The sequence below is a fragment of the Photorhabdus sp. RW14-46 genome (assembly GCF_963887965.1).
Classification (GTDB): Bacteria; Pseudomonadota; Gammaproteobacteria; order Enterobacterales; family Enterobacteriaceae; genus Photorhabdus; species Photorhabdus laumondii.
The window spans coordinates 1-25,845 of record NZ_CAWPHH010000048.1 but is presented as its reverse complement, the minus strand read 5'-3'; the positions used below and the strand labels follow the sequence as shown (position 1 = coordinate 25,845).

At 43.2% G+C, this 25,845-nt stretch carries 42 protein-coding genes, 1 rRNA gene and 1 pseudogene; 5 read left to right on the top strand and 39 right to left on the bottom strand.

The window, feature by feature from the left end; all coding sequences use genetic code 11:
• Positions 1 to 215: ribosomal RNA gene (locus AACQ38_RS22290) — 16S ribosomal RNA — on the bottom strand; the annotation flags it as partial.
• Between the two features lie 478 nt (positions 216 to 693).
• Here AACQ38_RS22290 and AACQ38_RS22285 point away from each other — a divergent pair.
• Complete coding sequence (locus AACQ38_RS22285; RefSeq protein ID WP_011148759.1) at positions 694 to 1,239, top strand: gamma carbonic anhydrase family protein; 546 nt, start codon at positions 694 to 696, stop codon at positions 1,237 to 1,239.
• Here AACQ38_RS22285 and AACQ38_RS22280 read toward each other — a convergent pair.
• The 5 genes from AACQ38_RS22280 to dprA all read right to left on the bottom strand — a co-directional run bounded on the left by AACQ38_RS22280 (position 1,215) and on the right by dprA (position 4,578).
• Positions 1,215 to 1,478 carry a DUF1488 family protein gene (locus tag AACQ38_RS22280; RefSeq protein WP_165579088.1) on the bottom strand — a complete coding sequence of 88 codons (264 nt, stop codon included), beginning with the start codon at positions 1,476 to 1,478 and terminating at the stop codon, positions 1,215 to 1,217. The genes AACQ38_RS22285 and AACQ38_RS22280 overlap by 25 nt on opposite strands.
• The gene (aroE, locus tag AACQ38_RS22275) at positions 1,475 to 2,293 is read right to left on the bottom strand and encodes a shikimate dehydrogenase (protein ID WP_011148761.1); all 819 of its coding nucleotides are present in this window, start codon (positions 2,291 to 2,293) and stop codon (positions 1,475 to 1,477) included. Before aroE ends, AACQ38_RS22280 begins: the two co-directional genes overlap by 4 nt.
• 12 nt (positions 2,294 to 2,305) lie before the next feature.
• Positions 2,306 to 2,875, bottom strand: coding sequence for an L-threonylcarbamoyladenylate synthase type 1 TsaC (gene tsaC / locus AACQ38_RS22270; protein WP_011148762.1), 570 nt, complete (start codon positions 2,873 to 2,875; stop codon positions 2,306 to 2,308).
• Positions 2,876 to 2,888: 13 nt separating this feature from the next.
• Positions 2,889 to 3,428: a topoisomerase DNA-binding C4 zinc finger domain-containing protein gene (locus AACQ38_RS22265; protein ID WP_041380425.1), complete on the bottom strand. Its 540-nt coding sequence runs from the start codon at positions 3,426 to 3,428 to the stop codon at positions 2,889 to 2,891.
• A gap of 64 nt (positions 3,429 to 3,492) precedes the next feature.
• A complete protein-coding gene (dprA, locus tag AACQ38_RS22260; RefSeq protein WP_011148764.1) occupies positions 3,493 to 4,578 on the bottom strand; it encodes a DNA-protecting protein DprA in 1,086 nt (361 codons plus the stop codon).
• Positions 4,579 to 4,711: 133 nt separating this feature from the next.
• Between dprA and def the strand changes: the two genes are divergently transcribed.
• The 4 genes from def to trkA all read left to right on the top strand — a co-directional run bounded on the left by def (position 4,712) and on the right by trkA (position 8,989).
• Positions 4,712 to 5,224 (top strand): peptide deformylase, encoded by a 513-nt coding sequence (gene def / locus AACQ38_RS22255; RefSeq protein ID WP_011148765.1) that lies wholly within the window; start codon positions 4,712 to 4,714, stop codon positions 5,222 to 5,224.
• A gap of 24 nt (positions 5,225 to 5,248) precedes the next feature.
• The gene (gene fmt / locus AACQ38_RS22250) at positions 5,249 to 6,196 is read left to right on the top strand and encodes a methionyl-tRNA formyltransferase (protein ID WP_058589628.1); all 948 of its coding nucleotides are present in this window, start codon (positions 5,249 to 5,251) and stop codon (positions 6,194 to 6,196) included.
• A 70-nt stretch (positions 6,197 to 6,266) separates the two neighbouring features.
• Complete coding sequence (gene rsmB / locus AACQ38_RS22245; RefSeq protein ID WP_011148767.1) at positions 6,267 to 7,556, top strand: 16S rRNA (cytosine(967)-C(5))-methyltransferase RsmB; 1,290 nt, start codon at positions 6,267 to 6,269, stop codon at positions 7,554 to 7,556.
• A 56-nt stretch (positions 7,557 to 7,612) separates the two neighbouring features.
• Positions 7,613 to 8,989, top strand: coding sequence for a Trk system potassium transporter TrkA (gene trkA, locus AACQ38_RS22240; protein WP_011148768.1), 1,377 nt, complete (start codon positions 7,613 to 7,615; stop codon positions 8,987 to 8,989).
• A 336-nt stretch (positions 8,990 to 9,325) separates the two neighbouring features.
• Here trkA and AACQ38_RS22235 read toward each other — a convergent pair whose 3' ends face one another.
• The 33 genes and pseudogenes from AACQ38_RS22235 to tuf form a co-directional block, all read right to left on the bottom strand.
• Positions 9,326 to 9,526, bottom strand: a complete 201-nt coding sequence (locus AACQ38_RS22235) for an alternative ribosome-rescue factor A (RefSeq protein WP_011148769.1) — start codon at positions 9,524 to 9,526, stop codon at positions 9,326 to 9,328.
• 79 nt (positions 9,527 to 9,605) lie between these two features.
• Positions 9,606 to 10,022 (bottom strand): Zn(2+)-responsive transcriptional regulator, encoded by a 417-nt coding sequence (gene zntR, locus AACQ38_RS22230; protein ID WP_011148770.1) that lies wholly within the window; start codon positions 10,020 to 10,022, stop codon positions 9,606 to 9,608.
• Between the two features lie 134 nt (positions 10,023 to 10,156).
• A complete protein-coding gene (gene rplQ, locus AACQ38_RS22225; RefSeq protein WP_011148771.1) occupies positions 10,157 to 10,549 on the bottom strand; it encodes a 50S ribosomal protein L17 in 393 nt (130 codons plus the stop codon).
• 40 nt (positions 10,550 to 10,589) lie between these two features.
• The gene (locus AACQ38_RS22220) at positions 10,590 to 11,579 is read right to left on the bottom strand and encodes a DNA-directed RNA polymerase subunit alpha (RefSeq protein ID WP_011148772.1); all 990 of its coding nucleotides are present in this window, start codon (positions 11,577 to 11,579) and stop codon (positions 10,590 to 10,592) included.
• A 25-nt stretch (positions 11,580 to 11,604) separates the two neighbouring features.
• Positions 11,605 to 12,225, bottom strand: coding sequence for a 30S ribosomal protein S4 (gene rpsD / locus AACQ38_RS22215; RefSeq protein WP_011148773.1), 621 nt, complete (start codon positions 12,223 to 12,225; stop codon positions 11,605 to 11,607).
• A 37-nt stretch (positions 12,226 to 12,262) separates the two neighbouring features.
• On the bottom strand, positions 12,263 to 12,652 hold the full coding sequence (rpsK, locus tag AACQ38_RS22210; RefSeq protein WP_002919257.1) for a 30S ribosomal protein S11: 390 nt from the start codon (positions 12,650 to 12,652) through the stop codon (positions 12,263 to 12,265).
• A gap of 15 nt (positions 12,653 to 12,667) precedes the next feature.
• Positions 12,668 to 13,024: a 30S ribosomal protein S13 gene (gene rpsM / locus AACQ38_RS22205; protein WP_011148774.1), complete on the bottom strand. Its 357-nt coding sequence runs from the start codon at positions 13,022 to 13,024 to the stop codon at positions 12,668 to 12,670.
• Between the two features lie 149 nt (positions 13,025 to 13,173).
• On the bottom strand, positions 13,174 to 13,290 hold the full coding sequence (rpmJ, locus tag AACQ38_RS22200) for a 50S ribosomal protein L36 (RefSeq protein WP_012768118.1): 117 nt from the start codon (positions 13,288 to 13,290) through the stop codon (positions 13,174 to 13,176).
• A 32-nt stretch (positions 13,291 to 13,322) separates the two neighbouring features.
• Positions 13,323 to 14,654 carry a preprotein translocase subunit SecY gene (secY, locus tag AACQ38_RS22195; RefSeq protein WP_011148775.1) on the bottom strand — a complete coding sequence of 444 codons (1,332 nt, stop codon included), beginning with the start codon at positions 14,652 to 14,654 and terminating at the stop codon, positions 13,323 to 13,325.
• A gap of 7 nt (positions 14,655 to 14,661) precedes the next feature.
• Positions 14,662 to 15,096: a 50S ribosomal protein L15 gene (gene rplO / locus AACQ38_RS22190; protein WP_011148776.1), complete on the bottom strand. Its 435-nt coding sequence runs from the start codon at positions 15,094 to 15,096 to the stop codon at positions 14,662 to 14,664.
• A 3-nt stretch (positions 15,097 to 15,099) separates the two neighbouring features.
• Positions 15,100 to 15,279, bottom strand: coding sequence for a 50S ribosomal protein L30 (rpmD, locus tag AACQ38_RS22185; RefSeq protein ID WP_011148777.1), 180 nt, complete (start codon positions 15,277 to 15,279; stop codon positions 15,100 to 15,102).
• A 5-nt stretch (positions 15,280 to 15,284) separates the two neighbouring features.
• The gene (gene rpsE / locus AACQ38_RS22180; protein WP_011148778.1) at positions 15,285 to 15,785 is read right to left on the bottom strand and encodes a 30S ribosomal protein S5; all 501 of its coding nucleotides are present in this window, start codon (positions 15,783 to 15,785) and stop codon (positions 15,285 to 15,287) included.
• A 14-nt stretch (positions 15,786 to 15,799) separates the two neighbouring features.
• Positions 15,800 to 16,153 (bottom strand): 50S ribosomal protein L18, encoded by a 354-nt coding sequence (gene rplR / locus AACQ38_RS22175; protein ID WP_011148779.1) that lies wholly within the window; start codon positions 16,151 to 16,153, stop codon positions 15,800 to 15,802.
• A 9-nt stretch (positions 16,154 to 16,162) separates the two neighbouring features.
• Positions 16,163 to 16,696 (bottom strand): 50S ribosomal protein L6, encoded by a 534-nt coding sequence (gene rplF, locus AACQ38_RS22170; protein ID WP_011148780.1) that lies wholly within the window; start codon positions 16,694 to 16,696, stop codon positions 16,163 to 16,165.
• 14 nt (positions 16,697 to 16,710) lie between these two features.
• A complete protein-coding gene (gene rpsH, locus AACQ38_RS22165) occupies positions 16,711 to 17,103 on the bottom strand; it encodes a 30S ribosomal protein S8 (protein WP_011148781.1) in 393 nt (130 codons plus the stop codon).
• 33 nt (positions 17,104 to 17,136) lie between these two features.
• Complete coding sequence (gene rpsN, locus AACQ38_RS22160; protein WP_011148782.1) at positions 17,137 to 17,442, bottom strand: 30S ribosomal protein S14; 306 nt, start codon at positions 17,440 to 17,442, stop codon at positions 17,137 to 17,139.
• Positions 17,443 to 17,454: 12 nt separating this feature from the next.
• Complete coding sequence (gene rplE, locus AACQ38_RS22155) at positions 17,455 to 17,994, bottom strand: 50S ribosomal protein L5 (protein ID WP_011148783.1); 540 nt, start codon at positions 17,992 to 17,994, stop codon at positions 17,455 to 17,457.
• A gap of 14 nt (positions 17,995 to 18,008) precedes the next feature.
• Entirely contained in the window at positions 18,009 to 18,323 is a 315-nt protein-coding gene (rplX, locus tag AACQ38_RS22150; RefSeq protein WP_011148784.1) for a 50S ribosomal protein L24, read from the bottom strand.
• 10 nt (positions 18,324 to 18,333) lie between these two features.
• Positions 18,334 to 18,705, bottom strand: a complete 372-nt coding sequence (gene rplN, locus AACQ38_RS22145; RefSeq protein WP_011148785.1) for a 50S ribosomal protein L14 — start codon at positions 18,703 to 18,705, stop codon at positions 18,334 to 18,336.
• 179 nt (positions 18,706 to 18,884) lie between these two features.
• Positions 18,885 to 19,139: a 30S ribosomal protein S17 gene (gene rpsQ, locus AACQ38_RS22140; protein WP_011148786.1), complete on the bottom strand. Its 255-nt coding sequence runs from the start codon at positions 19,137 to 19,139 to the stop codon at positions 18,885 to 18,887.
• Positions 19,139 to 19,330, bottom strand: a complete 192-nt coding sequence (gene rpmC, locus AACQ38_RS22135; protein WP_011148787.1) for a 50S ribosomal protein L29 — start codon at positions 19,328 to 19,330, stop codon at positions 19,139 to 19,141. The genes rpsQ and rpmC overlap by 1 nt, the downstream gene beginning before the upstream one ends.
• Entirely contained in the window at positions 19,330 to 19,740 is a 411-nt protein-coding gene (rplP, locus tag AACQ38_RS22130; protein WP_011148788.1) for a 50S ribosomal protein L16, read from the bottom strand. Before rplP ends, rpmC begins: the two co-directional genes overlap by 1 nt.
• A 12-nt stretch (positions 19,741 to 19,752) precedes the next feature.
• Positions 19,753 to 20,454, bottom strand: coding sequence for a 30S ribosomal protein S3 (rpsC, locus tag AACQ38_RS22125; protein WP_011148789.1), 702 nt, complete (start codon positions 20,452 to 20,454; stop codon positions 19,753 to 19,755).
• Between the two features lie 17 nt (positions 20,455 to 20,471).
• Positions 20,472 to 20,804 (bottom strand): 50S ribosomal protein L22, encoded by a 333-nt coding sequence (gene rplV / locus AACQ38_RS22120; protein ID WP_011148790.1) that lies wholly within the window; start codon positions 20,802 to 20,804, stop codon positions 20,472 to 20,474.
• 14 nt (positions 20,805 to 20,818) lie between these two features.
• Positions 20,819 to 21,097, bottom strand: a complete 279-nt coding sequence (gene rpsS, locus AACQ38_RS22115) for a 30S ribosomal protein S19 (protein WP_011148791.1) — start codon at positions 21,095 to 21,097, stop codon at positions 20,819 to 20,821.
• 14 nt (positions 21,098 to 21,111) lie between these two features.
• Entirely contained in the window at positions 21,112 to 21,936 is an 825-nt protein-coding gene (gene rplB / locus AACQ38_RS22110; protein ID WP_011148792.1) for a 50S ribosomal protein L2, read from the bottom strand.
• A gap of 19 nt (positions 21,937 to 21,955) precedes the next feature.
• Positions 21,956 to 22,258, bottom strand: coding sequence for a 50S ribosomal protein L23 (gene rplW / locus AACQ38_RS22105; protein ID WP_021322796.1), 303 nt, complete (start codon positions 22,256 to 22,258; stop codon positions 21,956 to 21,958).
• Positions 22,255 to 22,860: a 50S ribosomal protein L4 gene (rplD, locus tag AACQ38_RS22100; protein WP_011148794.1), complete on the bottom strand. Its 606-nt coding sequence runs from the start codon at positions 22,858 to 22,860 to the stop codon at positions 22,255 to 22,257. The genes rplW and rplD overlap by 4 nt, the downstream gene beginning before the upstream one ends.
• 16 nt (positions 22,861 to 22,876) lie before the next feature.
• Entirely contained in the window at positions 22,877 to 23,506 is a 630-nt protein-coding gene (gene rplC / locus AACQ38_RS22095; protein WP_011148795.1) for a 50S ribosomal protein L3, read from the bottom strand.
• A gap of 32 nt (positions 23,507 to 23,538) precedes the next feature.
• A complete protein-coding gene (gene rpsJ / locus AACQ38_RS22090) occupies positions 23,539 to 23,850 on the bottom strand; it encodes a 30S ribosomal protein S10 (RefSeq protein WP_001181005.1) in 312 nt (103 codons plus the stop codon).
• A 303-nt stretch (positions 23,851 to 24,153) separates the two neighbouring features.
• Entirely contained in the window at positions 24,154 to 24,630 is a 477-nt protein-coding gene (gene bfr, locus AACQ38_RS22085) for a bacterioferritin (RefSeq protein ID WP_058589630.1), read from the bottom strand.
• A gap of 76 nt (positions 24,631 to 24,706) precedes the next feature.
• Positions 24,707 to 24,901 carry a bacterioferritin-associated ferredoxin gene (gene bfd, locus AACQ38_RS22080; protein ID WP_011148797.1) on the bottom strand — a complete coding sequence of 65 codons (195 nt, stop codon included), beginning with the start codon at positions 24,899 to 24,901 and terminating at the stop codon, positions 24,707 to 24,709.
• A 753-nt stretch (positions 24,902 to 25,654) separates the two neighbouring features.
• Positions 25,655 to 25,845: pseudogene (gene tuf / locus AACQ38_RS22075) on the bottom strand (elongation factor Tu); the annotation flags it as partial.

The window sequence follows — 25,845 nt, the reverse complement described above, 5'->3', positions numbered from 1 at the left end:
CCCTTTCAGGTCCCCCACTTTGGTCTCGCGACATTATGCGGTATTAGCCACCGTTTCCAGTGGTTATCCCCCGCCCTCGGGCAGATCCCCAGACATTACTCACCCGTCCGCCGCTCGTCAGCAAAAGTGCAGGCACTTTCCTGTTACCGCTCGACTTGCATGTGTTAGGCCTGCCGCCAGCGTTCAATCTGAGCCATGATCAAACTCTTCAATTTAAATCAAAGTTTGATGCTCAAAGAATTCTGACTAATTATTTCGTAATGAATTAACTGTTGTTCACTCTTCAAGACTTTAAAACGTATTTTTTTGTGATACGGTCTTGTGAGTGCCCACACAGATTGTCTGATTAATTGTTAAAGAGCAGGCTGACATAAAAAATAACATTCTCGTTCAGCCGGGCTGCGTATACTACGCTGTTCGCCCGCAGAGTCAAGCACTGATTATCGCTTTCTCTGCCCGACCTCACAATGTTTATCAGCGTTGTGTCGGTCAGTGGTGGCGCATTATAGGGAGCTCAGATTTTTATACAATACTTTTTTTCACATTTACCACCAACAGGCGAATTCTTGTTCTTTTTGGGTGAAATTTCAACCACAATAGCCCTATTCAACAAGTTTCTTTCATTGCATACTGATATTTTCCTCACTAAAATCTTATTTAAAGTAAATATCCATTTTTTCATCAGAGGTATACATGTCCGAAACGTTACGCAGTTACCTTGATATTCAGCCCAAAGTTGGTCAGAACGTTATGCTAGATTCATCTAGTGTAATCATTGGTGATGTTAGACTTGCTGATGATGTCAGTATATGGCCTTTAGTTGTCATCCGTGGGGACGTTAATTATGTATCTATTGGTGCACGTACTAACATTCAAGATGGCTCTATATTACATGTGACACACAAAACAACAGACAATCCTGATGGTTTTCCCTTGATTGTGGGGGATGATGTCACTATTGGGCATAAAGTTATACTTCATGGCTGCACTATCGGTAATCAAGTACTTATCGGTATGGGCTCCATCCTACTTGATGGTTCAGTGATTGAAGATAACGTTATTATTGGCGCAGGCAGCCTAGTAGCCCCAGGTAAGATATTAGAAAGTGGGTACCTTTATATTGGTAGTCCTGCCCGCCAGGCCAGAAAACTAAAACCTGAAGAATTAAAAGGGCTATGTTATTCGGCAAGCCATTACGTTAGCTTGAAAAATAACTATTTGCAGGAAGGTAATATGTAACGTCCCAAATGATCATCATCCTCGTTATTAATTACTAATTCGAATTCTTCTTCTATATCCCAACGATTTTGTCGAAAAAGACTTAGTGGATGATGATCTTCCGCCCCATAACGGTATAAAAGCTCCTTGGCACTTATAACACATTGAACCAATAATCCATTTACCAGTGCGGAAAAAATGACTATCTGCTCTTGCTCGCTCCACTCTTCTCTATCAGGAAATTGGATAGATTGATTCACGAACGTAACTCCTGTTCCAATGTTAGTAACACAGGTGAAATTTCAGGCAATACACCATGCCATAATTTAAATGAATGAGCAGCTTGCCCCACTAACATCCCCAGCCCATCCGCATAACGAGAAACACCATGCTTCCTAGCAAAGGAAATAAAGGGCGTCAAATTAGCCTGGTAAAACATATCATAACAGACACAATTCTCATTAAATATGAATGGAGATATAGTAGGAATCTCACCATTAATACCAGATGCAGTCGCATTGATAATGAGATCAAACTCAGGACTATTAAGTACTTTCATCTCAGCAGGCCGAATACTGCCTATTGCCGAAAAATTATTAGCAACCTGTATAGCGCGACTAAACGTGCGGTTTGTAATTGTAATTTTACAACCAAATTCTAATAATGGAAATAAAACACCTCTGGCAGCTCCACCAGCTCCAATGATTAAAATATGCTGCCCTTGAGTAATAAACTCAAGTCGCATCAAGTCTGTTAATAACCCTATACCATCCGTGTTATCACCAAGCAATTGATTATTATTAAGTAATTTCAAAGTATTAACTGCACCGCTGAGTCTTGCCCGTTCAGTCAACTCATTTGCTCGAATAAATGCCTGCTCTTTAAATGGCACAGTAATATTGACTCCTATACCTCCCTGTTTAAGAAATGTATCCAATGCCTCTTGAAATTTACTTATCGGCACCAGAATTTTCCCATAACGATGCTCAATACCTGTCTGTCTAGCAAATAACTGATGGATACGCGGAGATTTACTATGCGCAACAGGATTACCAAAGACAGCAAATTGATCCATATTTATCTCCCCTTACCCTTGACGATAAAGCTCACCAGTTAAAGCATCCCGAATTTCTGAAGGGTTTTTCCGACCTCCAACATCTCCGTTTAATATAGGAAGCTTATCTCCAAACTGTTGTCTAACTTCTTCTGCTGTTCTGCATGGTTCAAGGCCATTCAAATTTGCACTGGTCGACACCAACGGTTTCCCATAAAAAGTACATAACTGTTTCACCAAAGGATGATCACTAACTCTGACAGCCAAGGTAGCGAATTGCCCTGTCAACCACTTAGGTGCACTAAATTTGGCAGGAATCACCCAGGTTACAGGCCCTGGCCAACAAGCAAACATAGCTTTTTTTTGTTCTTCTGTTAGAAGTTTATCATCAAGATACGGTTGTAATTGTTCATAATTATCTGCGATAAGAATCAACCCTTTCTGCCAAGGACGTTTCTTTAATATAAGCAGTTCATTTACTGCTTTTTCACTATCAGGATCACATCCAAGTCCAAAAACAGCTTCAGTCGGATAGGCAATCACTTTTTCTGCTTTTAATGCTGTTAATACACTCTCAAATGCAGGTGATGCTTCATTGCTCATTTTATTACTCTGCTTAATTTATTTGCCGTTTTCCACACAACTTACTAGCACAAAATAACTTTACACCTTGTGATGTACGTTTTTCCACCAGCAACGAATAAGAACAAAACTCACATTTACCCGCAATTGGCTTATTATTTAATACAAACTGGCAATTAGGGTAACGGTTACACGCATGGAAAATTTTTCCGAAACGTGATTTCCTTTGGAGTAGTTGTCCTTGTTTACATTGCGGACAGGCTATTAACGTCTCATCCGGTTTATCAATTAGTTCTGTATGTTCGCATTCAGGATAACGACTACAGCCAATGAACATGCCATAACGTCCTTGGCACAAAATCAAATTGACTCCACACGCGGGACATAGCTGCCCTTCAAGTTCTTTTACCACATGCCCATCACGTTGCCCTTTTAATGGACGAATATATTGACATGATGGATAACCAGAACATCCAAGAAATGGGCCATGGATACCATTACGCATAACCAACGCAGAACCACATTCAGGGCAATATTCAGTTTCATTGGTGGAGAAAGGAACCATTTTTGCCATACTATTTTCACTCAAAAACTCATTCTCATATGACGTTGCACAGGACTCTAAAAATTCAGTCAATTTAATTCACACGCACATAACCACCAGCAACCACAGTCACCTTACCCAGTAATTCCAGCTCAAGGAGCTTTGTCATGACCTCAGTTATAGGTAATGAAGAACGCTGAGCAATAATATCAACAGGCGTTACTTCAGCGCCTACGTTAACTAGCACATCAGTAAATGGCAACTCAGTTTGCTCAAACTGCGGTTTTACTTCTTCCTCCGTTCTTTCCATATTCAACCATTGTAATGAACTGTAAACATGTTCCACAATATCCATTGCATTTGTAGCTAAGTATGCACCTTGTTTTATTAACCAGTGATTGCCTTCGCTCACTGAATTTCCCAAAAGCCCTGGTAATGCAAATACATCCCTTCCTTGTTCAAGGGCACAACGAGCAGTAATTAACGAACCACTATTTTGACCTGCCTCTACAACAATCACTGCTGAGCTTAATCCACTGATAATTCTATTTCTTCTAGGAAAATTTTTTGCGCGTGGCGGAGTATCCGGAAAAAATTCAGAAACAAGAGCACCATTCTCCTCAATTTGCTTTGCTAATAATCCGTGTCTATGAGGATAAATCTGTCCAAGCCCACTACCTAATACAGCTACTGTTTTACCTCCACTATCCAATGCAGCTCGGTGACAAATACCATCAATACCGATAGCTAAACCACTAGCAATAACTAACTCATATCCAACCAGTTCACTTGCAAAAATTCTTCCCCATCTCTCACCATAATAACTTGCTGTCCTGCTCCCTACCATCGCCACCTGCTTCTTTAAAAGAATATCTGGTTTTCCTGCCACAAAAAGCACAAGCGGAGGGGTATGTATCTGCTTTAATAGAGGTGGATACGAAGGGTGAGAATATGTCAATAAATGGTGCTCTGGCTGTTCCAGCCACTTAAGGCATGAAGCTAGTAAGGTTTTATTTACTTTAGTAAATTGCAGACATTGTTCTGGCGATAATCCACTATCTTTCAACACAGTGAGATAACGACTCCCGGAATATAACAATTTTTCTGCAACATTTGCTGCTCTCTCTGTTGCCAAATGAGAAATCATCTTCATTCGCAACCATACTTCCATAGCTTCCATGTTGTCATCCTGGCTAAGATTGACGGACAAAACTAAACTGCTCAATTAGCAATCGATACTGTCAATCTAAACGGGAAATGTCTAGAATAGACATAGAACACCATTAACATTTTGGATGCAGATCTAAACATATATGTCAGTATTACAAGTATTACATTACCCAGACGAGCGGCTTCGCACTATTGCAACGCCTGTTGAAACAGTTGATGCAGAGATTCGACGTATCATTGATGATATGTTTGAAACTATGTATGCAGAAGAAGGTATCGGTTTGGCAGCAACACAAGTTGATATTCATCAGCGTATTGTTGTTATTGACGTATCAGAAACACGTAATGAGCGTCTCGTTCTGATCAACCCAGAATTACTGGAAAAAAGTGGTGAAACTGGGATCGAAGAGGGCTGTTTGTCTATTCCTGAACAACGAGCACTGGTGCCACGAGCCGAAAAAGTCAAAATCAAAGCCCTAGATTACAATGGTCGACCATTTGAATTACAAGCTGATGACTTACTTGCAATTTGTATTCAGCATGAGATGGACCACTTAATTGGTAAACTTTTTGTGGATTACTTATCTCCACTGAAACGCCAACGTATACGCCAGAAAGTAGAAAAACTGGATAAACAAAAAGCCCGAACCAAGTAAATTATATTAATACAGGAAATAAACGTGTCTGATTCTTTACGTATTGTTTTTGCCGGAACACCTGATTTTGCAGCACGCCATCTAGAGGCTTTGTTAATGTCTCAGCATGAGGTAGTTGGCGTTCTAACTCGACCAGATAAACCGGCAGGAAGAGGTAAAAAACTAACACCCAGTCCTGTAAAGGTACTGGCAGAGGAACGTAATATCACCGTTTTTCAGCCAGCTACTTTACGCTCAGAAGAAAACCAACAATGGGTTCTAAAACAACAACCTGATGTTCTCATCGTTGTTGCCTATGGATTGATCCTTCCCAAAGTTGTTTTAAATATTCCAGAATTAGGTTGCCTAAACGTACATGGTTCCCTACTACCACGTTGGCGAGGTGCAGCACCCATTCAACGCTCACTTTGGGCTGGTGATACAGAAACAGGCGTAACAATAATGCAAATGGATATAGGTCTTGATACTGGCGACATGCTATATAAAGCAAGATGCCCTATTACACCTGAGGATACCAGTGCCAGTTTATACGAAAAACTGGCCAATATTGGGCCAGATGCGTTACTCAAAACATTATCATTAATAACATCAGGTAAAAGTCAACCTAAAACTCAAAACGAAAATTTAGTTACCTACGCTGAAAAACTAAGCAAAGAAGAAGCCCGCATAAATTGGGAACTATCTGCAACCCACCTTGAACGTTGTATTCGCGCATTTAATCCCTGGCCCATGAGCTTTTTCGAAATGGAAGGACAACCTATTAAAGTTTGGAAAGCAGAAGCCATTGAAGAACAAACTTCGGTAGAGCCAGGAACTGTACTAAAAGCAGACAAAGAAGGTATTTATATTGCTACCGCTGATGGAATTCTGAACATTACACAGTTACAACCTGCCGGTAAAAAAGCAATGTCAGCAGCAAATCTACTTAATTCTAAACGTGAATGGTTTACTCCAGGTAATAAAATCAACTGAATACTATTTTATGCTGTAATCTCTCTCACAAACTTTCTCTTAATGCTGGCTTTTGTCAGCTCTTTTAACTATGAAAAACACATATAATCTGCGAAGTATCACCGCAAAAGCAATCAATCAAGTTCTGGATCAAGGACAGTCTCTCAGTACAGTCTTACCCAAACTGCAACAAAATATAACTGATAAAGACAAACCCTTGTTACAGGAATTATCTTTCGGAGTGTTACGCGTATTACCACAGCTAGAGTGGATAATAGGTCAACTAATGGTAAAACCATTAAAAGGTAAACAACGTATTCTTCATTACCTGCTTATGGTTGGGATATACCAACTTGCCTATACTCGTATTCCAGCCCATGCCGCACTTGCTGAAACAGTAAACGGAGCCGTAACTCTGAAGCATTCTCAATTAAAAGGGTTAATTAATGGCGTTCTTCGCCAATTTCAGAGACAACAGCTACAGTTAATGGAATGTACGCAAAATAATTCCAGCCACCACTTACACCCAGAATGGCTATTAACTCGAATCCAAAAAGCCTATCCACAACAATGGCAACAACTTATTAATGCTAATAATAAAAAACCCCCTATGTGGTTACGAGTTAATCGTATATACCATAGTCGGGATGAATATCTCACTCTTCTTCGTAAATCAGGAATTGATGCGGAACCAGCGCCCAAATCACCTTCTGCTATCCGCATAATTTCCCCTTGCCCTGTAACAATATTACCTGGATTTGACAAAGGTTGGGTCACTGTCCAAGATTTATCCGCACAAGAGTGTGTCGAGTTACTAAAACCCATAAATGGAGAGAAAATTCTCGATCTTTGTGCAGCACCAGGAGGGAAAACAACATATATCCTCGAAATAGCACCAGAATCTCAAGTAGTAGCGGTAGATATTGATGAGCAAAGAATCAAACGAGTAAAAGAAAATCTCAAACGCCTTAACTGCCACGCTACAGTAAAAACCGGTGATGGACGCCACCCTGAACATTGGGCAGAGAACCAGCAATTCGACCGCATTCTTTTGGATGCACCGTGTTCAGCAACAGGAGTAATCCGTCGCCATCCTGATATCAAGTGGTTACGCCGCGAGGAAGATATTGCTCAATTAGTTCAATTACAATCTGAAATTCTTGATGCAATTTGGCCATACTTAAAGAAAAGCGGAACGTTAGTATATGCAACCTGTTCTATTCTACCAGATGAAAATTGTCAGCAAATCAGCTCGTTTTTAAAACGCCACTCAGATGCAAAACTCGCGGGAACAGAGACAAATGATTGTCTAGGAAAACAAATAATACCTGAGTTAAATGGTGGTGATGGTTTCTTTTACGCTCGATTAACTAAACGGTAATATATCTCTACGATTTATAGAGATAATTATTTGTTTGCAATAAGTTAGAGAATACTATGAAAATAATTATTCTTGGTGCAGGTCAAGTTGGCGGTACATTAGCTGAAAATCTGGTAGGTGAAAATAACGATATCACCATAGTCGATACTGATCCCAACCGTCTACACCAACTACAGGATAAATTCGATCTCAGAGTAGTCAATGGTCATGGTTCTTACCCCAGAGTATTAAGAGAAGCTGGTGCTGAAGATGCTGATATGTTAGTTGCTGTAACTAATTCTGACGAAACTAACATGATTGCATGTCAAATTGCTTATTCCTTATTTAACACCCCAAATAAAGTTGCGCGAATACGCGCAGCAGAATATATTCGTGAAGCAGATAAACTTTTTCTGCCCAATGATATTCCTATTGATTATCTTATTTCACCAGAACAACTTGTTATAGATTATATTTATAAACTAATTCAATATCCTGGCGCCTTACAAGTCGTTAACTTTGCCGAAGGCCGAGTAAGTATTGTTGCAGTAAAAGCTTATTATGGAGGCTCACTTGTAGGGAATGCACTTTCCTCACTTCGTGAACACATGCCGCATATTAATACCAGAGTTGCAGCAATATTCCGTCAGGATCGACCAATAAGACCTCAAGGTTCTACAATTATTGAAGCCGGTGACGAAGTTTTCTTTGTAGCTGCATCACAACATATTCGTGCTGTAATGAGTGAGCTTCAACGTTTAGAAAAACCCTACAAACGTATTATGATTGTAGGTGGCGGTAATGTGGGAGCAGGCCTCGCACTACGTCTAGAAAAAGATTACAGGGTTAAATTAATTGAACGAAATCAGCAAAGAGCTATAGAACTAGCCGAATTATTACATGACACCATTGTTTTCTATGGGGATGCCTCCGATCAAGAGTTATTAGCTGAAGAACATATAGAACAAGTTGATGTATTTATTGCTCTAACCAACGATGACGAGGCAAATATCATGTCTGCAATGCTTGCCAAACGCATGGGTGCCAAAAAAGCCATAGTTCTCATTCAACGTAGTGCATATGTCGATTTAGTACAAGGTGGTGTCATTGATATTGCAATCTCTCCACAACAAGCGACGATTTCCGCTCTGTTAGGTCATGTTCGCAAAGCAGATATTGTAAGCGTTTCCTCATTACGTCGTGGAGTGGCCGAAGCTATCGAAGCGATTGCTCATGGGGATGAAAATACATCAAAGGTTGTTGGTCGAACTGTAGGTGATATTAAATTACCACCAGGCACTACAATTAGTGCAATAGCTCGCGGTAACGAAGTCCTTATTGCTAGTGATTACAGTGTTATCGAACAAGGAGATCATGTAATTATGTTTATTACAGATAAGAAATTTGTCCCCGAAGTAGAGAAACTATTCCAGCCAAGCCCTTTTTTCCTTTAAAAGCCAAAGAAATCATTATGCATCAGTCATATAATTAGAACACAATAACTAATACAACTTGGTATGTTTTAATTAAAAGGGTGTGATGAAACTTTTAAATCAGTTTATGAATTTACTATGAAAGATAATTTTGCCAATTTAGCTGCTGACGTCAGTATCGATATGATTTTAAAAGAACACCTTACCATCATTCACTATTTTTCTACACAATAAAACTAATAAACAGATCATTTAGTAAAAGGAGATTGAAGTTATATCAAATACTCCCAATTACCGAAACAAAATTATTATTAGAAGTTCGTAGATTACTGAAAAGTAGGAAATAGACCTATTAAACTAAAAGACCAGTAGTAAAGAATCTAATGACCCCTTACCACTGGTCTCCCAGCTACTTGCTTTGCTATGTTTTTCTTTCCTCTGGTAACTTCCTTTTCCTTTTTTATTTTTTTCAACTCGTTGTTTAAATAGCGGATCACGTAATAGAGCTTCTAGAGCATTATCCTTTATTACACCTTTCTTATGGTGATATGTAATCATCACATACCTCTATCATATTAATTTATCTACCAGCATAGTAATTGTACTCTCTGAATTTTCAATAATAAAGAAAAATTACTTATTTCTTATTCAAAGCACCTTGTTCTAAAGTTTCAAGAATAGAACAGTAAATACTTATATGAGAACTGCCACAACAAGCATCACTTAGCATCTTAAGTGAATCACGCATTTTTCGCATTTCAAGAAGTTTTTCCTCCACTTCCATTAACCTAGAATCTACAATTTGCTTTGACTCTTCACAAGTATGATGGGCTGGATCTACACGAATAGACAATAATTCTGTAATAGCTTCCAATGTAAACCCTAATTGCTTAGCATAGCGTATAAACCGAAGGCGCTGTAGATCTTGCTCTGTATAAAGTCTATACCCTCCTTCAGTACGGTTCTGATGTTCCATCATTCCTTGTTTTTCATAGAAACGCACAGTATCAGGAGTTACATTCGCTAATTTAGCCAGTTGACCAATACGATACATCTTTATATCTCCTACAATAGATAACATTGTTTGAGATATCAGCATAGCAGGATGAAAAAAAATAAGTTAGAGATTCATATATGCAAGCGTAAAAAAACCGGGATAAACCCGGTTCTTTTATATGCCCCTACAGATTACTCCGCAGTCGCAACTTCTGTTTGAGGCTCAGTAGCACGGTCAACAAGCTCGATGTATGCCATCGGAGCATTGTCACCAGCACGGAAGCCACACTTAAGAATACGAGTGTAGCCACCTGCGCGGCTCGCAAAACGCGGGCCCAGCTCATTAAACAGTTTTGCCACGATTTCGTTGTCACGAGTACGGGCGAATGCCAGACGACGATTAGCTACGCTGTCGATCTTGGCAAGAGTAATCAGCGGCTCAACGACGCGACGCAGTTCTTTCGCTTTAGGCAGAGTCGTCTTGATGATTTCATGACGGACCAAAGAACCTGCCATATTACGGAACATAGCTTGGCGATGGCTGCTGTTGCGGTTCAATTGACGACCACTCTTACGATGGCGCATGACCTTATCCTTCTCAGTAAAACCTTAACCTGTGATCTAGTTATTCATCAGCAATACTTGCTGGTGGCCAGTTTTCTAAGCGCATGCCCAGAGATAAGCCACGTGAAGCCAGTACGTCTTTGATCTCTGTAAGAGATTTTTTACCCAGGTTAGGTGTCTTAAGCAACTCAACCTCGGTACGCTGTACCAAATCACCGATGTAGTGGATAGCTTCTGCCTTAAGACAGTTAGCAGAGCGGACAGTCAATTCCAGATCGTCAACAGGGCGCAGCAGGATCGGATCAAACTCTGGCTTCTCCTCTTTTACTTCTGGCTGACGTACATCACGTAAATCAACAAAAGCTTCCAGCTGTTCAGCCAAAATAGTAGCTGCACGGCGAATCGCCTCTTCAGGATCGATTGTACCGTTAGTTTCCATCTCGATAACCAACTTGTCCAAATCGGTACGTTGTTCTACACGCGCTGCTTCAACATTGTAGGCAATACGCTCTACTGGGCTATAACAAGCGTCTACTAACAAACGACCAATAGGGCGCTCATCTTCTTCCGAATGAATCCGGGCAGAAGCCGGCACATAACCTCGACCACGCTGAACTTTAATGCGCATGCTTATAGAAGCAGTTTCGTCAGTCAGGTGGCAGATTACATGTTGCGGCTTGACGATTTCGACATCTCCGTCGTGGATAATGTCGGCTGCAGTCACAGGGCCAATGCCAGACTTATTCAAGGTAAGAATAACTTCATCTTTTCCCTGAACTCTTACCGCCAGCCCTTTCAGGTTGAGGAGAATCTCCAGGATATCTTCCTGTACACCTTCTTTGGTGCTGTACTCATGCAGTACACCATCAATCTCAACCTCAGTCACCGCACAACCCGGCATAGACGAAAGCAGAATACGGCGCAGTGCGTTACCAAGAGTATGGCCAAAGCCACGCTCTAATGGCTCAAGGGTCACCTTGGCGTGCGTCGAACTGACTTGCTCGATATCAACCAGGCGCGGTTTTAGAAACTCTGTCACAGAACCCTGCATTGTGTCCTCTCTTTGGTGCTAAGCTTTACTTAGAGTAAAGCTCGACGATCAGGTGTTCGTTGATGTCAGCAGACAGATCGGCACGTTCTGGAATACGTTTGAACACACCTTCCATCTTCACAGCATCAACCTCCAACCAAGTTGGTTTCTCACGCTGCTCAGCCAGCTCTAAAGCCGCCTTGATACGAGACTGCTTTTTCGATTTTTCGCGAACGCTGACTACGTCATTCGGGGATACCTGATAAGAAGCGATGTTAACAACGCGGCCATTCACCATGATAGCCTTATGGCTTACCATTTGGCGTGATTCAGCACGAGTCGCCCCGAAACCCATACGGTAAACAACGTTGTCCAGACGACCTTCCAGCAAACTCAGCAGGTTTTCACCTGTGTTGCCTTTCAGACGAGTTGCTTCTTTATAATAGTTACGGAATTGACGTTCTAGAACACCGTAAATACGACGAACTTTTTGTTTCTCACGTAACTGCACACCGTAGTCAGACAGACGCGGTTTACGTGCGCCATGTTGCCCAGGTGCTTGTTCTAATTTACACTTGGTGTCAATCGCGCGAACGCCAGACTTCAGGAATAGATCTGTACCCTCGCGACGGCTCAGCTTGAGCTTAGGACCCAAATATCTTGCCATTTTCTTTCTCCAATCGAACCTAAAAAAGTAAACGCTATTAAACGCGACGTTTTTTAGGTGGACGACAACCGTTATGAGGGATCGGAGTCACATCAGTAATGTTAGTAATGCGGAAACCTGCCGCATTTAACGCTCGAATAGTTGACTCGCGGCCAGGACCAGGTCCTTTAACCATAACTTCCAGGTTCTTAATTCCGTATTCTTTCACTGCTTCGGCACAGCGCTCTGCTGCAACCTGAGCTGCAAACGGAGTAGATTTACGAGAACCACGGAAACCGGAACCACCAGCAGTTGCCCAACCCAAGGCGTTACCCTGGCGGTCAGTAATGGTCACGATGGTGTTGTTGAAAGAAGCATGGATATGAGCCACACCGTCAGAGACTTGCTTTCTTACACGCTTACGTGCACGAATAGGTGCTTTTGCCATTATACAATACCCCGATTATTTCTTGATCGGCTTACGTGGACCCTTACGGGTACGTGCGTTGGTCTTAGTACGCTGGCCGCGAACAGGTAGACCACGACGGTGACGTAAACCACGATAAGTACCAAGATCCATCAGACGTTTGATGCTCAGGGTTACTTCACGACGCAAATCGCCTTCTACAACGTATTTGGCAACTTCGTCACGCAGCTTATCAATTTGCTCTTCAGACAGCTCGCTGATCTTAACATGCTCAGCAATACCCGCCGCAGCACAAATGGCTTGGGAGCGAGTTTTGCCAATTCCGTAGATCGATGTTAAAGCGATCACGGTATGCTTCTGATCAGGAATGTTAATGCCTGCTATACGGGCCACTATGCACTCCTAAATTATTTATTTACCGCAACACCATTCTGAAAAGCCCGTTTTCAGGATACTCAAACAGTGTTACTGTGATATAAAAAAGATTGGCTGGCTAATTTAGCCAGCTCAAACCGACTTTGCAAGAAAAATATGCTATTTTATTAGCCTTGGCGTTGTTTATGCTTAGGCTCTGCACTACAAATCACGCGAACGATACCGTTACGCTTAACGATTTTACAGTTGCGACATAATTTCTTGACGGAAGCACGAACTTTCATTTTTACTCTCCGTAACTTCTCAAGCAAACCAATTAACGGTTATAACCTTTAAGATTTGCCTTCTTCAATGCGGACTCATACTGACTTGACATCATCAGAGTTTGCACTTGAGCCATAAAGTCCATGATGACTACAACTACAATAAGTAGCGAAGTACCGCCAAAATAAAATGGCACCTTCATCGCGTCACGCATGAACTCCGGGATTAAGCAGATAAAAGTAATATACATCGCACCAACTAAAGTTAGGCGTGTCATTACCTTATCAATGTACTTGGCTGTTTGCTCTCCCGGACGAATTCCTGGTACAAATGCACCGGACTTCTTCAGGTTATCTGCTGTTTCTCTCGGGTTGAAAACCAACGCGGTATAGAAAAAACAGAAGAAGATGATTGCAGACGCGTAGAGTAACACATAAAGCGGTTGCCCAGGCTGCAAGTACATTGAAATAGTAGTCAGCCAGTTCCAACCAGTTCCTCCCCCAAACCAGGAAGCTATGGTACCAGGGAACAGAATAATGCTGGAAGCAAAAATAGCAGGGATAACCCCAGCCATATTCACTTTCAACGGTAAATGTGTACTCTGTGCAGCATAAACTCGGCGACCTTGCTGACGTTTTGCATAGTTAACAACGATACGTCGTTGGCCACGCTCCATGAAAACAACGAAGAAAGTCACTGCAAACACTAACACTGCAACCAACAGCAACAGGAGGAAGTGCAGATCGCCTTGCCGAGCTTGCTCAATGGTATGGCCAATGGCCGGCGGCAAACCCGCAACGATACCAGCAAAGATTATGATAGAGATACCGTTTCCAATACCACGCTCAGTAATCTGCTCACCCAACCACATTAGGAACATAGTCCCAGTAACTAGGCTCACAACAGCCGTGAAGTAGAAAGCAAACCCTGGATTGATCACCAGCCCTTGCATTCCTGGCATATTCGGCAAACCAGTAGCAATACCGATTGACTGGAATATAGCCAGCACTAAAGTACCATAGCGAGTATACTGGCTAATCTTACGACGACCAGCTTCCCCTTCCTTCTTAATCTCTGCCAACGTTGGATGAACCACCGTCAACAACTGAATAATAATAGACGCAGAAATATACGGCATTATCCCCAGTGCAAAGATAGAAGCACGACTTAAAGCACCACCAGAGAACATGTTAAACATTTCAATGATGGTGCCCCTTTGCTGTTCGAGCAATTTGGCAAGCACAGTGGCATCAATACCAGGGATAGGAATAAAAGAACCAATACGGAAAACAATTAACGCGCCAATAACAAACAACAGCCTACGTTTCAGCTCGCCCAGTCCACCTTTAGCACTTTGGAAATCTAATCCTGGTTGTTTAGCCATCTGTTACTTATTCCTCAATTTTACCGCCAGCAGCTTCAATTGCAGCATGAGCGCCCTTAGTAACACGAAGGCCACGCACAGTTACTGCACGATTGATTTCGCCAGAAAGAATAACTTTCGCAAATTCAATTTGAGTGCCAACAATGTTAGCTGCTTTCAATGCATTCAGATCGATAATATCGCCTTCAACGGCAGCAAAATCAGACAAACGAACTTCTGCTGTAACCATCGCCTTACGTGAAGTAAAGCCAAATTTTGGCAAACGACGGTACAAAGGCATCTGACCACCTTCAAAACCGCGACGGACGCCACCGCCAGAACGAGATTTCTGACCCTTGTGACCACGGCCACCGGTTTTACCCAGGCCAGAACCAATACCACGACCTACACGTTTAGGCGCATGCTTGGAACCATCAGCCGGAGACAGAGTATTTAAGCGCATCTGTTACTCCTCAACTTTAACCATATAGGAAACCAAGTTGATCATACCACGTATAGCAGGAGTATCTTCACGCTCTACTGTATGACCGATACGGCGCAGACCTAAACCAACCAAAGTTGCCTTATGTTTAGGCAGACGGCCGATTGAACTGCGAATCTGTGTTACTTTAATAGTCTTAGCCATGGCCATTACCCCAGAATTTCTTCGACGGATTTACCACGCTTAGCTGCGACCATTTCTGGAGACTTCATGCTGTCTAAAGCATCCAGAGTTGCACGAACCACATTAATAGGGTTAGTGGAACCATAGGTTTTAGCCAGTACGTTACGAACACCAGCCACCTCCAAAACAGCACGCATAGCACCGCCTGCGATGATACCAGTACCTTCGTGAGCAGGCTGCATGAACACACGGGAACCAGTGTGTGCACCTTTTACTGGGTGATACAAAGTGCCGCTGTTCAGTGCGACGGTTTTCATATTGCGACGGGCTTTTTCCATCGCTTTCTGGATTGCTGCCGGAACTTCGCGTGCTTTGCCGTAGCCAAAACCAACGCGACCATTACCATCACCTACAACAGTTAGTGCGGTAAAGCTGAAAATCCGGCCACCTTTTACGGTTTTAGATACGCGATTTACCGCAATCAGCTTTTCCTGCAGTTCGCCAGCTTGTTTTTCGATGTGAGCCATCTTACACCTCTACCTTAGAACTGAAGGCCAGCTTCACGGGCAGCATCTGCCAGTGCCTGGACTCGACCATGATATTGGAAACCAGAGCGGTCAAAGGATACATCTTTAATACCTTTTTCCAATGCACGTTCAGCAATTGCCTTGCCAACTGCTGCTGCTGCTTCTTTATTTCCAGTGTATTTCAGTTGTTCATTGATAGCTTTTTCTGTAGTAGAAGCTGCCACCAAAGTTTCAGAACCGTTTGGTGCGATAACCTGCGCATAAATATGGCGAGGGGTACGATGTACCACCAGGCGAGTTGCACCCAGTTCCTGGAGCTTGCGGCGTGCGCGGGTCGCACGACGGATACGAGCTGCTTTCTTATCCATAGTGTTACCTTACTTCTTCTTAGCCTCTTTGATACGCACGACTTCGTCGGCGTAACGAACACCCTTACCTTTATAAGGCTCAGGACGACGATAGGCACGCAGTTCTGCCGCAACCTGACCGATTACCTGTTTATCAGCACCCTTTAGTACGATTTCAGTTTGTGACGGACATTCTGCAGTAATGCCTGCTGGTAGTTCGTGGTCAACTGGATGTGAGAAGCCCAGAGACATGTTGATAACATTGCCTTTGACTGCTGCACGATAACCAACACCTACCAGTTGAAGTTTCTTAGTGAAGCCTTCGGTAACACCGATAACCATAGCATTCATCAAAGAACGAGTTGTACCCGCCTGTGCCCAACCATCAACATAACCATCGCGTGGAGCGAAGGTCAGTTGATTATCTGCATGCTTAACTTCAACTGCGCTGTGGATTGTACGACTCAACTCGCCGTTTTTACCCTTAATCGAAATAACCTGACCGTCGAGTTTTACCTCTACGTCGGTAGGAATAACGACGGGTGCTTTTGCAACACGAGACATTCTTTCCTCCCGAATTAAGCTACGTAGCAGAGAATCTCGCCACCAAGACCAGCTTGGCGAGCTGCACGATCAGTCATTACACCTTTAGAGGTAGAAACAACAGCGATACCCAAACCAGCCATAACTTGTGGCAGCTCATCTTTTTTCTTATAGATGCGCAGACTTGGTCGACTTACACGCTGAATACTTTCTACAACAGCCTTGCCCTGGAAGTATTTCAGTACTAATTCCAGCTCTGGCTTGGTGTCGCCTTCAATTTTATAATCTTCAATATAACCTTCTTCCTTCAGCACCTTGGCAATTGCCACTTTCAGCTTGGAGGAAGGCATGGTGACCGCAACTTTATTCGCGGCCTGACCGTTACGGATACGGGTCAGCATATCCGCGATGGGATCTTGCATGCTCATCTGTCTTTACTCCCGTGATTCAATTGGTGACAATTACCAGCTAGCCTTTTTAAGGCCCGGAATTTCACCGCGCATGGCGGCTTCACGGACTTTAATACGGCTCAACCCAAACTTCCGCAAAAACGCATGCGGACGACCAGTTTGGCGGCAGCGGTTACGCTGACGAGAGGGGCTGGAATCACGTGGCAGTGTTTGCAGCTTAAGAACAGCATTCCAACGCTCTTCATCAGATGCATTCACATCAGAAATGACAGCTTTCAATTCTACACGTTTAGTGAAGAATTTTTCAGCTAATTTCGCACGTTTTACATCACGTGCTTTCATTGATTGCTTAGCCATGAATACCCTGCCTTACTTGCGGAACGGGAAGTTAAAAGCAGCCAACAGTGCGCGGCCTTCATCATCAGATTTCGCAGTTGTGGTGATAGTAATATCCAGACCACGAACACGATCCACTTTATCGTAATCGATTTCAGGGAAGATGATTTGCTCACGTACACCCATGCTGTAATTGCCACGACCATCAAATGACTTAGCAGACAAACCACGGAAGTCACGAATACGAGGTACAGCAATAGAAATCAGGCGCTCAAGAAACTCCCACATACGTTCACCACGCAGGGTCACTTTACAGCCGATTGGATAGCCCTGACGGATTTTGAAGCCTGCAACTGATTTGCGCGCTTTGGTGATCAATGGTTTTTGACCAGAGATTGCTGCCAGATCCGCTGCTGCATTATCCAGCAGTTTCTTATCAGCAATTGCTTCACCAACACCCATGTTCAGGGTGATCTTCTCGACCCGAGGGACTTGCATGACAGAATTGTAGCCAAACTGAGTCATCAGTTTTTGGACTACCTCGTCTTTGTAGTAATCATGCAGTTTCGCCATCGTATTACTCCAAATTACTTGATAGTTTCGCTGTTAGATTTAAAGAAACGAATTTTTTTTCCGTCTTCAAATCTAAAACCTACACGGTCAGCCTTACCGGTTGCCGCATTGAAGATCGCAACGTTTGAAACCTGAATTGCAGCTTCTTTTTCAACGATGCCACCTGGCTGGTTCAGAGCCGGAACAGGCTTCTGATGCTTTTTAACCAAGTTGATACCTTCAACAATGACTTTCCCAGTAGAAAGAACCTGTTTTACTTTACCGCGCTTACCTTTATCTTTTCCAGTCAACACGATAACTTCGTCATCACGACGGATTTTCGCTGCCATTGTCCGCTCCTTAGAGTACTTCTGGTGCCAGGGAGATAATTTTCATGAACTTTTCATTACGAAGTTCACGAGTTACCGGCCCAAAAATACGCGTACCGATAACTTGCTCACTTGTGTTGTTTAACAACACGCAAGCATTGCCATCGAAGCGAATGACAGAACCGTCAGGGCGACGAACACCCTTCCTGGTGCGCACCACTACCGCTTTCAGGACATCACCTTTTTTCACTTTACCACGAGGAATTGCTTCCTTGATGGTGACTTTTATGATGTCGCCGACGTGTGCATAGCGACGGTGCGAGCCACCCAGAACCTTGATACACATTACGCGACGTGCACCGGAGTTGTCGGCCACGTTCAGCATAGTCTGTTCTTGGATCATTTTAGTGCTCCGCTAAATGTCAACTACTACTGAGCCCACTTCACTACTATAATTTAATATGAAGAGGCCGTTCAGATACCCCATATCATGAGGGCGCGGCATTATAACACCACATCTCAGATATAGATAGAAAAAATAAACGGCCCATAGCCTGAGCCGTTTACTCTATTCGAGCCAGCTTACAGAATCGCTTTCTCTACAACGCGAACTAAAGTCCAAGATTTAGTTTTGGACAGTGGACGGGTTTCGCGGATTTCCACCACATCACCAATGCCACATTCATTGTTCTCGTCATGTACATGCAGTTTAGTCGTACGTTTGATGAATTTACCATACAGAGGGTGTTTCACCTTACGCTCAATAGCAACAACAATAGATTTCTCCATTTTGTCACTTACAACACGACCTTGCAAAGTACGAATTTTATCGGTCATTACGCACCCGCCTTCTCAGTCAATAAAGTCTTAACGCGTGCGATATTATGACGCACTTGTTTCAACAGATGAGACTGTTGTAGCTGGCCACTTGCAGCCTGCATGCGCAGGTTAAATTGTTCACGCAGCAAATTCAGCAGCTCAGTTTTCAGCTCTTCAACGCTTTTTTCGCGCAGCTCTTGTGCTTTCATTACATCACCGTCTTAGTTACAAAGGTGGTCTTGATAGGCAGTTTCGCTGCTGCCAGCTTGAATGCTTCACGAGCCAGCTCTTCAGGCACACCGTCCATTTCATAAAGGACTTTACCAGGCTGGATCAAGGCAACCCAATATTCTACGTTACCTTTACCTTTACCCATACGCACTTCGAGTGGCTTTTCAGTTATAGGTTTGTCTGGGAATACACGTATCCAGATTTTACCTTGACGTTTAATTGCACGGGTCATAGCACGACGTGCCGCTTCAATCTGACGTGCCGTCAGACGGCCACGGCCCACAGCTTTCAGACCGAAAGTGCCGAAGCTAACATCCGCACCTGCTGCCAGGCCACGGTTACGGCCTTTGTGCATTTTACGGAATTTCGTACGCTTTGGTTGTAACATCAGCGACTCTCCTTACTTGCGGCCTTTGCGCTGCTGCTTTTTAGGTTGTGCAGCCGGTTTTTCCGCCTGTTCAACAGCAGCCATACCACCCAAGATCTCACCTTTGAAGATCCATACCTTAACGCCGAGTACACCATAAGTGGTGTGCGCTTCTGAAGTGTTGTAGTCGATATCTGCACGCAGTGTGTGCAACGGTACACGACCTTCACGATACCATTCAGGACGCGCGATTTCAGCACCGCCTAAACGGCCACTAACTTCCACTTTAATGCCTTTAGCGCCTTGACGCATCGCATTCTGGACTGCACGCTTCATAGCACGACGGAACATAATACGACGTTCCAACTGTGAAGTAATACTGTCAGCAACCAGTTTCGCGTCCAGTTCAGGCTTACGTACTTCAGAGATATTAATTTGCGCAGGAACACCAGCGATTTCCGCTACAGTTTTACGCAGTTTTTCTACGTCTTCACCTTTCTTACCGATTACGATACCTGGGCGAGCAGTGTGAATAGTTACACGAATACTTTTAGCAGGACGTTCAATAACAATGCGTGAAATAGACGCTTTTGCCAGTTCTTTCTTCAAGTACTGGCGAACTTTAAAATCGCTGTCTAGGTTGTCAGCGAATTCTTTAGTATTCGCATACCAAGTAGAGTTCCAAGGTTTGACAATACCCAGGCGAATACCATTAGGATGTACTTTCTGACCCATTGCTAGTCTCCAGAGTCTCAGCGATCGGACACAACCACAGTAATGTGGCTGCTGCGCTTCAGGATGCGATCTGCACGACCTTTTGCACGAGGCATAATACGCTTCATGGTCGGGCCTTCGTCTACGAAAATCTTCGTGACCTTCAGATCATCAATGTCAGCACCATCGTTGTGTTCTGCATTAGCAATAGCAGACTCAAGTACTTTCTTCACTAAACCAGCAGCTTTCTTATTGGTATAGGTCAGAGTTTCCAGAGCTTGCGACACTTTCTTACCGCGAATCAGGTCAGCTACAAGGCGAACCTTCTGAGCAGAAGAACGAGCGTGGCGATGTTTAGCGATAGTTTCCATCTCTTCCTCCTACCTTAGCGCTTTTTAGCCTTTTTATCGGCCGCATGGCCGCGATAAGTACGGGTCGGCGCGAATTCACCTAGTTTATGACCAACCATTTCGTCGGAAACAAAAACTGGTACATGCTGACGACCATTATGGACAGCGATGGTCAAACCGATCATGTTAGGAAAGATCGTTGAACGACGGGACCAAGTCTTAATAGGCTTTTTGTCTCCGCTTTCCACCGCTTTCTCTACCTTCTTCAGCAAGTGCAGGTCAATAAATGGACCTTTCTTGAGAGAACGTGGCATGGTTTATCCTCTAATTATTTTTTAGTACGGCGACGTACGATGAACTGATCAGTACGTTTATTACTACGGGTCTTCTTACCTTTAGTTTGAACACCCCAAGGAGTTACAGGATGTTTACCAAAGTTACGACCTTCACCACCACCATGTGGGTGATCTACCGGGTTCATCGCCGTACCACGAACGGTAGGACGAATGCCACGCCAGCGACTTGCACCAGCTTTACCCAGAACACGTAGCATGTGTTCTGCATTACCAACCTCACCTAAAGTGGCGCGGCAGTCAGACAGAACTTTACGCATTTCACCAGAACGCAGACGCAAAGTTACATAAGAACCATCACGGGCAACGATCTGAACGTATGCACCAGCGGAACGAGCCAACTGACCACCCTTCCCCGGTTTCATTTCTACGTTATGTACGGTAGAACCAACAGGGATATTGCGCATTGGCAATGCGTTACCAGTTTTGATAGATGCGTCAACACCAGATTGGATCTGATCACCAGCTTTCAGCCCTTTAGGTGCAAGGATATAACGACGTTCACCATCTTTATACAAAACCAAGGCGATATTTGCTGAACGATTTGGATCATATTCCAAACGCTCAACTACAGCAGGGATACCATCTTTATTACGTTTAAAGTCAATCAAACGATAGTGCTGCTTGTGGCCACCACCAATGTGACGAGTGGTAATACGGCCATTGTTGTTACGACCACCGGTTTTGCTGCTTTTTTCCAGCAATGGAGCATAAGGTTTACCCTTATGCAGCTCAGGGTTAACCACTTTAACAACGTGGCGACGGCCCGGAGACGTAGGTTTACATTTAACAATTGCCATTGTTCTTTACTCCTCCGACTTACTCTGCACCACCGATGAAGTCCATATTCTGGCCTTCCTTCAGTGTGACGTAAGCTTTTTTCCAGTCGCTACGACGACCAATACGCTGACCGTGGCGTTTAGTTTTGCCTTTTACCAGCAAAGTGTTAACACCTTCAACTTCGACTTCAAACAGTTTCTGCACAGCAGCTTTGATTTCTGCTTTAGTCGCGTCTTTCGCAACTTTGAGAACGATGGTGTTGCTTTTCTCCATCGCTGTAGAAGCTTTTTCAGATACGTGCGGTGCGCGCAGTACTTTCAGCAGACGTTCTTCACGGATCATGCCAGCATCTCCTCAACTTGCTTCACAGCATCAGCAGTCATAACCACTTTATCGAAGGCGATCAAGCTAACTGGATCAATACCAGCTACATCACGAACATCAACCTTGTACAGGTTGCGAGCTGCTAAGAACAAATTCTCATCAACTTCATTAGTGATAATCAGCACATCTTCCAGAGCCATCTCTTTCAGTTTCTGAACCAGAAGCTTGGTTTTAGGCGCTTCTACAGAAAACTTCTCGACAACGATCAAACGATCTTGACGTACCAATTCAGACAGGATGCTTTTTAAAGCACCACGGTACATTTTCTTATTAACTTTTTGACTGTGGTCCTGTGGCTTAGCTGCAAAAGTTACGCCACCAGAGCGCCAAATTGGGCTCTTAATAGAACCAGAACGTGCACGGCCAGTGCCTTTCTGACGCCATGGTTTTTTACCTGAACCAGAAACTTCAGCACGGGTTTTCTGAGCACGAGTACCTTGACGTGCACCAGCTGCGTAAGCAACAACTACTTGATGCACAAGCGCTTCATTGAAATCACGCCCGAAGGTAGTTTCGGAAACAGTCAGCGCGCCTTGCGCGTCTTTCATTACCAATTCCATTCCTATCTCCTCGACGTTACGCCTTGACAGCCGGTTTTACGATCAGGTTGCCACCAGTTGAGCCTGGAACAGCACCTTTGACCAGCAGCAGGTTGCGCTCAGCGTCAACACGTACTACATCCAGGCTTTGAACAGTTACGCGTTCATTACCCAGTTGGCCTGCCATTTTCTTGCCTTTAAATACCTTGCCCGGAGTTTGGTTCTGACCGATAGAACCCGGAACACGATGAGACAAAGAGTTACCGTGGCTAGCATCTTGGGTACGGAAGTTCCAGCGCTTAACAGTACCAGCAAAACCTTTACCTTTAGATGTACCAGTAACGTCGACTTTCTTAACGTCAGCGAAAATCTCAACGCTAATGCTTTGACCTACAGCATATTCTTCGCCTTCAGACAGGCGGAATTCACGCAGGATACGGCCAGCTTCAACGCCAGCTTTAGCGAAATGACCCGCTTCAGGTTTATTTACACGGCTAGCTTTTTTGCTACCAGTAGTAACCTGAATTGCACGATAACCATCGTTATCTAGCTCTTTAACCTGAGTAACACGGTTATCTTCAATTTCGATAACAGTTACAGGGATCGAAACGCCATCTTCAGTGAAGATACGAGTCATACCCACTTTTTTACCGACTAAACCAATCATTGTTTCAACCTCTCAATCGTTCAATGACCTGATTAACCCAGGCTGATCTGCACGTCTACACCGGCAGCCAGATCCAGACGCATCAGAGCATCAACGGTTTTCTCGGTTGGCTCAACGATGTCAACCAGACGCTTATGAGTGCGAATTTCGTACTGATCACGCGCATCTTTATTAACATGCGGAGAAATTAGAACGGTAAAACGCTCTTTACGAGTCGGCAGCGGGATCGGACCACGAACCTGCGCACCAGTACGCTTAGCGGTCTCGACAATTTCCGCAGTTGATTGATCGATCAAACGATGATCAAATGCTTTCAGGCGAATACGGATTCTTTGGTTCTGCATGAGACCAGAGCTCCAACTATTTTATAAACATAAATGATTACTCCTCAATCCCATTTCGATTGATGGGAGAGTGCAATCGTTCAATATATAACCCCCATATCGGGGATATTTTAAATGGGCAGCAAACAAATACTGCTCACTTACTGGCTAACAAACCAGACTTACACGTAAGTAAGACCGCATATTATACGCAAATCAATTAACAAAGCAAGACACAGATGAAGATCTGTCCAGAGTAAAATTAGAGGGGCATAAAACAAGATGCCCTAACTTAACAGATAGGGCATTTTTCCGTAACTATAACTATTCTCCTTCAAGAATCTGTGATTGAGTGTAATTTTGAATCCCCATACGTTCAATTAATTCAAATTGAGTTTCCAACCAATCAATATGCTTTTCTTCTTCATCTAGAATATCAATCATTAAATCACGGCTAACATAGTCATGAATCGAATCAGCATAAGCAATCGCTTCTTTCAAATCTTTAGCTCCTTGCAATTCGAGCTGCAAGTCAGATTTGAGCATTTCTTCGATATCTTCTCCGATGTTAAGTTTTCCTAGATCCTGCAAATTAGGAATCCCTTCAAGAAAAAGGATACGTTCAATGTACCTATCGGCGTGCTTCATTTCATCGATAGATTCATGATATTCCTGATCATTAAGGCGAGTAAGACCCCAGTTTTTGAACATTCGGGCGTGCAGAAAATACTGATTAATTGCAACAAGCTCATTTCCAAGAAGTTTGTTCAAATGAGCAATCATTTTTTTATCACCTTTCATAGACTATTCCTCCGCTTCCAGTACTTAAAGTGTAGTACCTATTCAGCAGAGTAGTAGTAAACTTACTTCTTTTTTATCAAGCAACGTTATCTATCTTGGGTAACTGTGCAATCTCCTCATTAATTAGCTCTCTAGCTTGGCGTATGCATTTGCCACAATCACGGCCTACAGGCACAATACATTTTAGTTCTTTAATAGAGTGAATATGATGTTGACGCACCGCATTACGTATTGTTTTGTCACTCACCGCATTACATAGGCAGACATACATAAATAACACTCTCTGGTACACATTATAGCGCATATTAAATAATAATGAGTCTCATTTCAATAATCATTCGCATTTTAATTTTCTGATTCAGGTTCCTCCAAATATTCTTTTAGCCTTGTCAAATAGAGGGAGTTCTCTCATTTCTATAACACTTTGGCTAGGAAGGCTTTTATCTCTATCAGGGACTTTCTTAAACTTATTCCATCCTAAGACTATCTCCTACATCAACAATTTGTTCCAGAACTGATAGCTAGACAGAACAACCTACTTAAGATATTACGGGATATAGAATTCACATACTTAGTTGCACGAAAACGAGCATGCTATGCCGTAATCTTTTCGGGAGTATCCTCTCTTTCTGTTAGAGCATACCAACAGAGACAGAACAAGCATGGGTTAGATATTACTACCTGTATGTAAAAGAAAATATGACTTATCTAAGTCTGAAAACAAATACTTATTTGGAAAAATCGCGAGTTATCACCAACGTATTCTATAGATGAATGATGTATATAACTCTAAGAATATCCTAATAAAACAACCAAATAACGCCTTCAGGAACAAGCGGCCAAAATCAAAAAGTTAAAACACGAAGAGATAACCCAACGGTGTGGTTCATGCAGAGAATTTAAGGAAGGATGATATCAATTAAAATACTCACTAACAGACACCTGATGTAGCACACCAGGCATCTGTTCTAAAACAAGCCAGAAGGCAAACCTATTCTAGAGTTAGGTACTTAATCATTAGCTATTAAGCGATAACTTTAGCAACAACACCAGCACCTACTGTACGGCCACCTTCACGGATAGCGAAGCGCAGACCCTGGTCCATTGCGATTGGGGCAATCAGGGTAACTTTCATCTGAATGTTATCACCTGGCATCACCATTTCCACGCCTTCTGGCAGTTCAATGGTACCGGTCACGTCAGTTGTACGGAAGT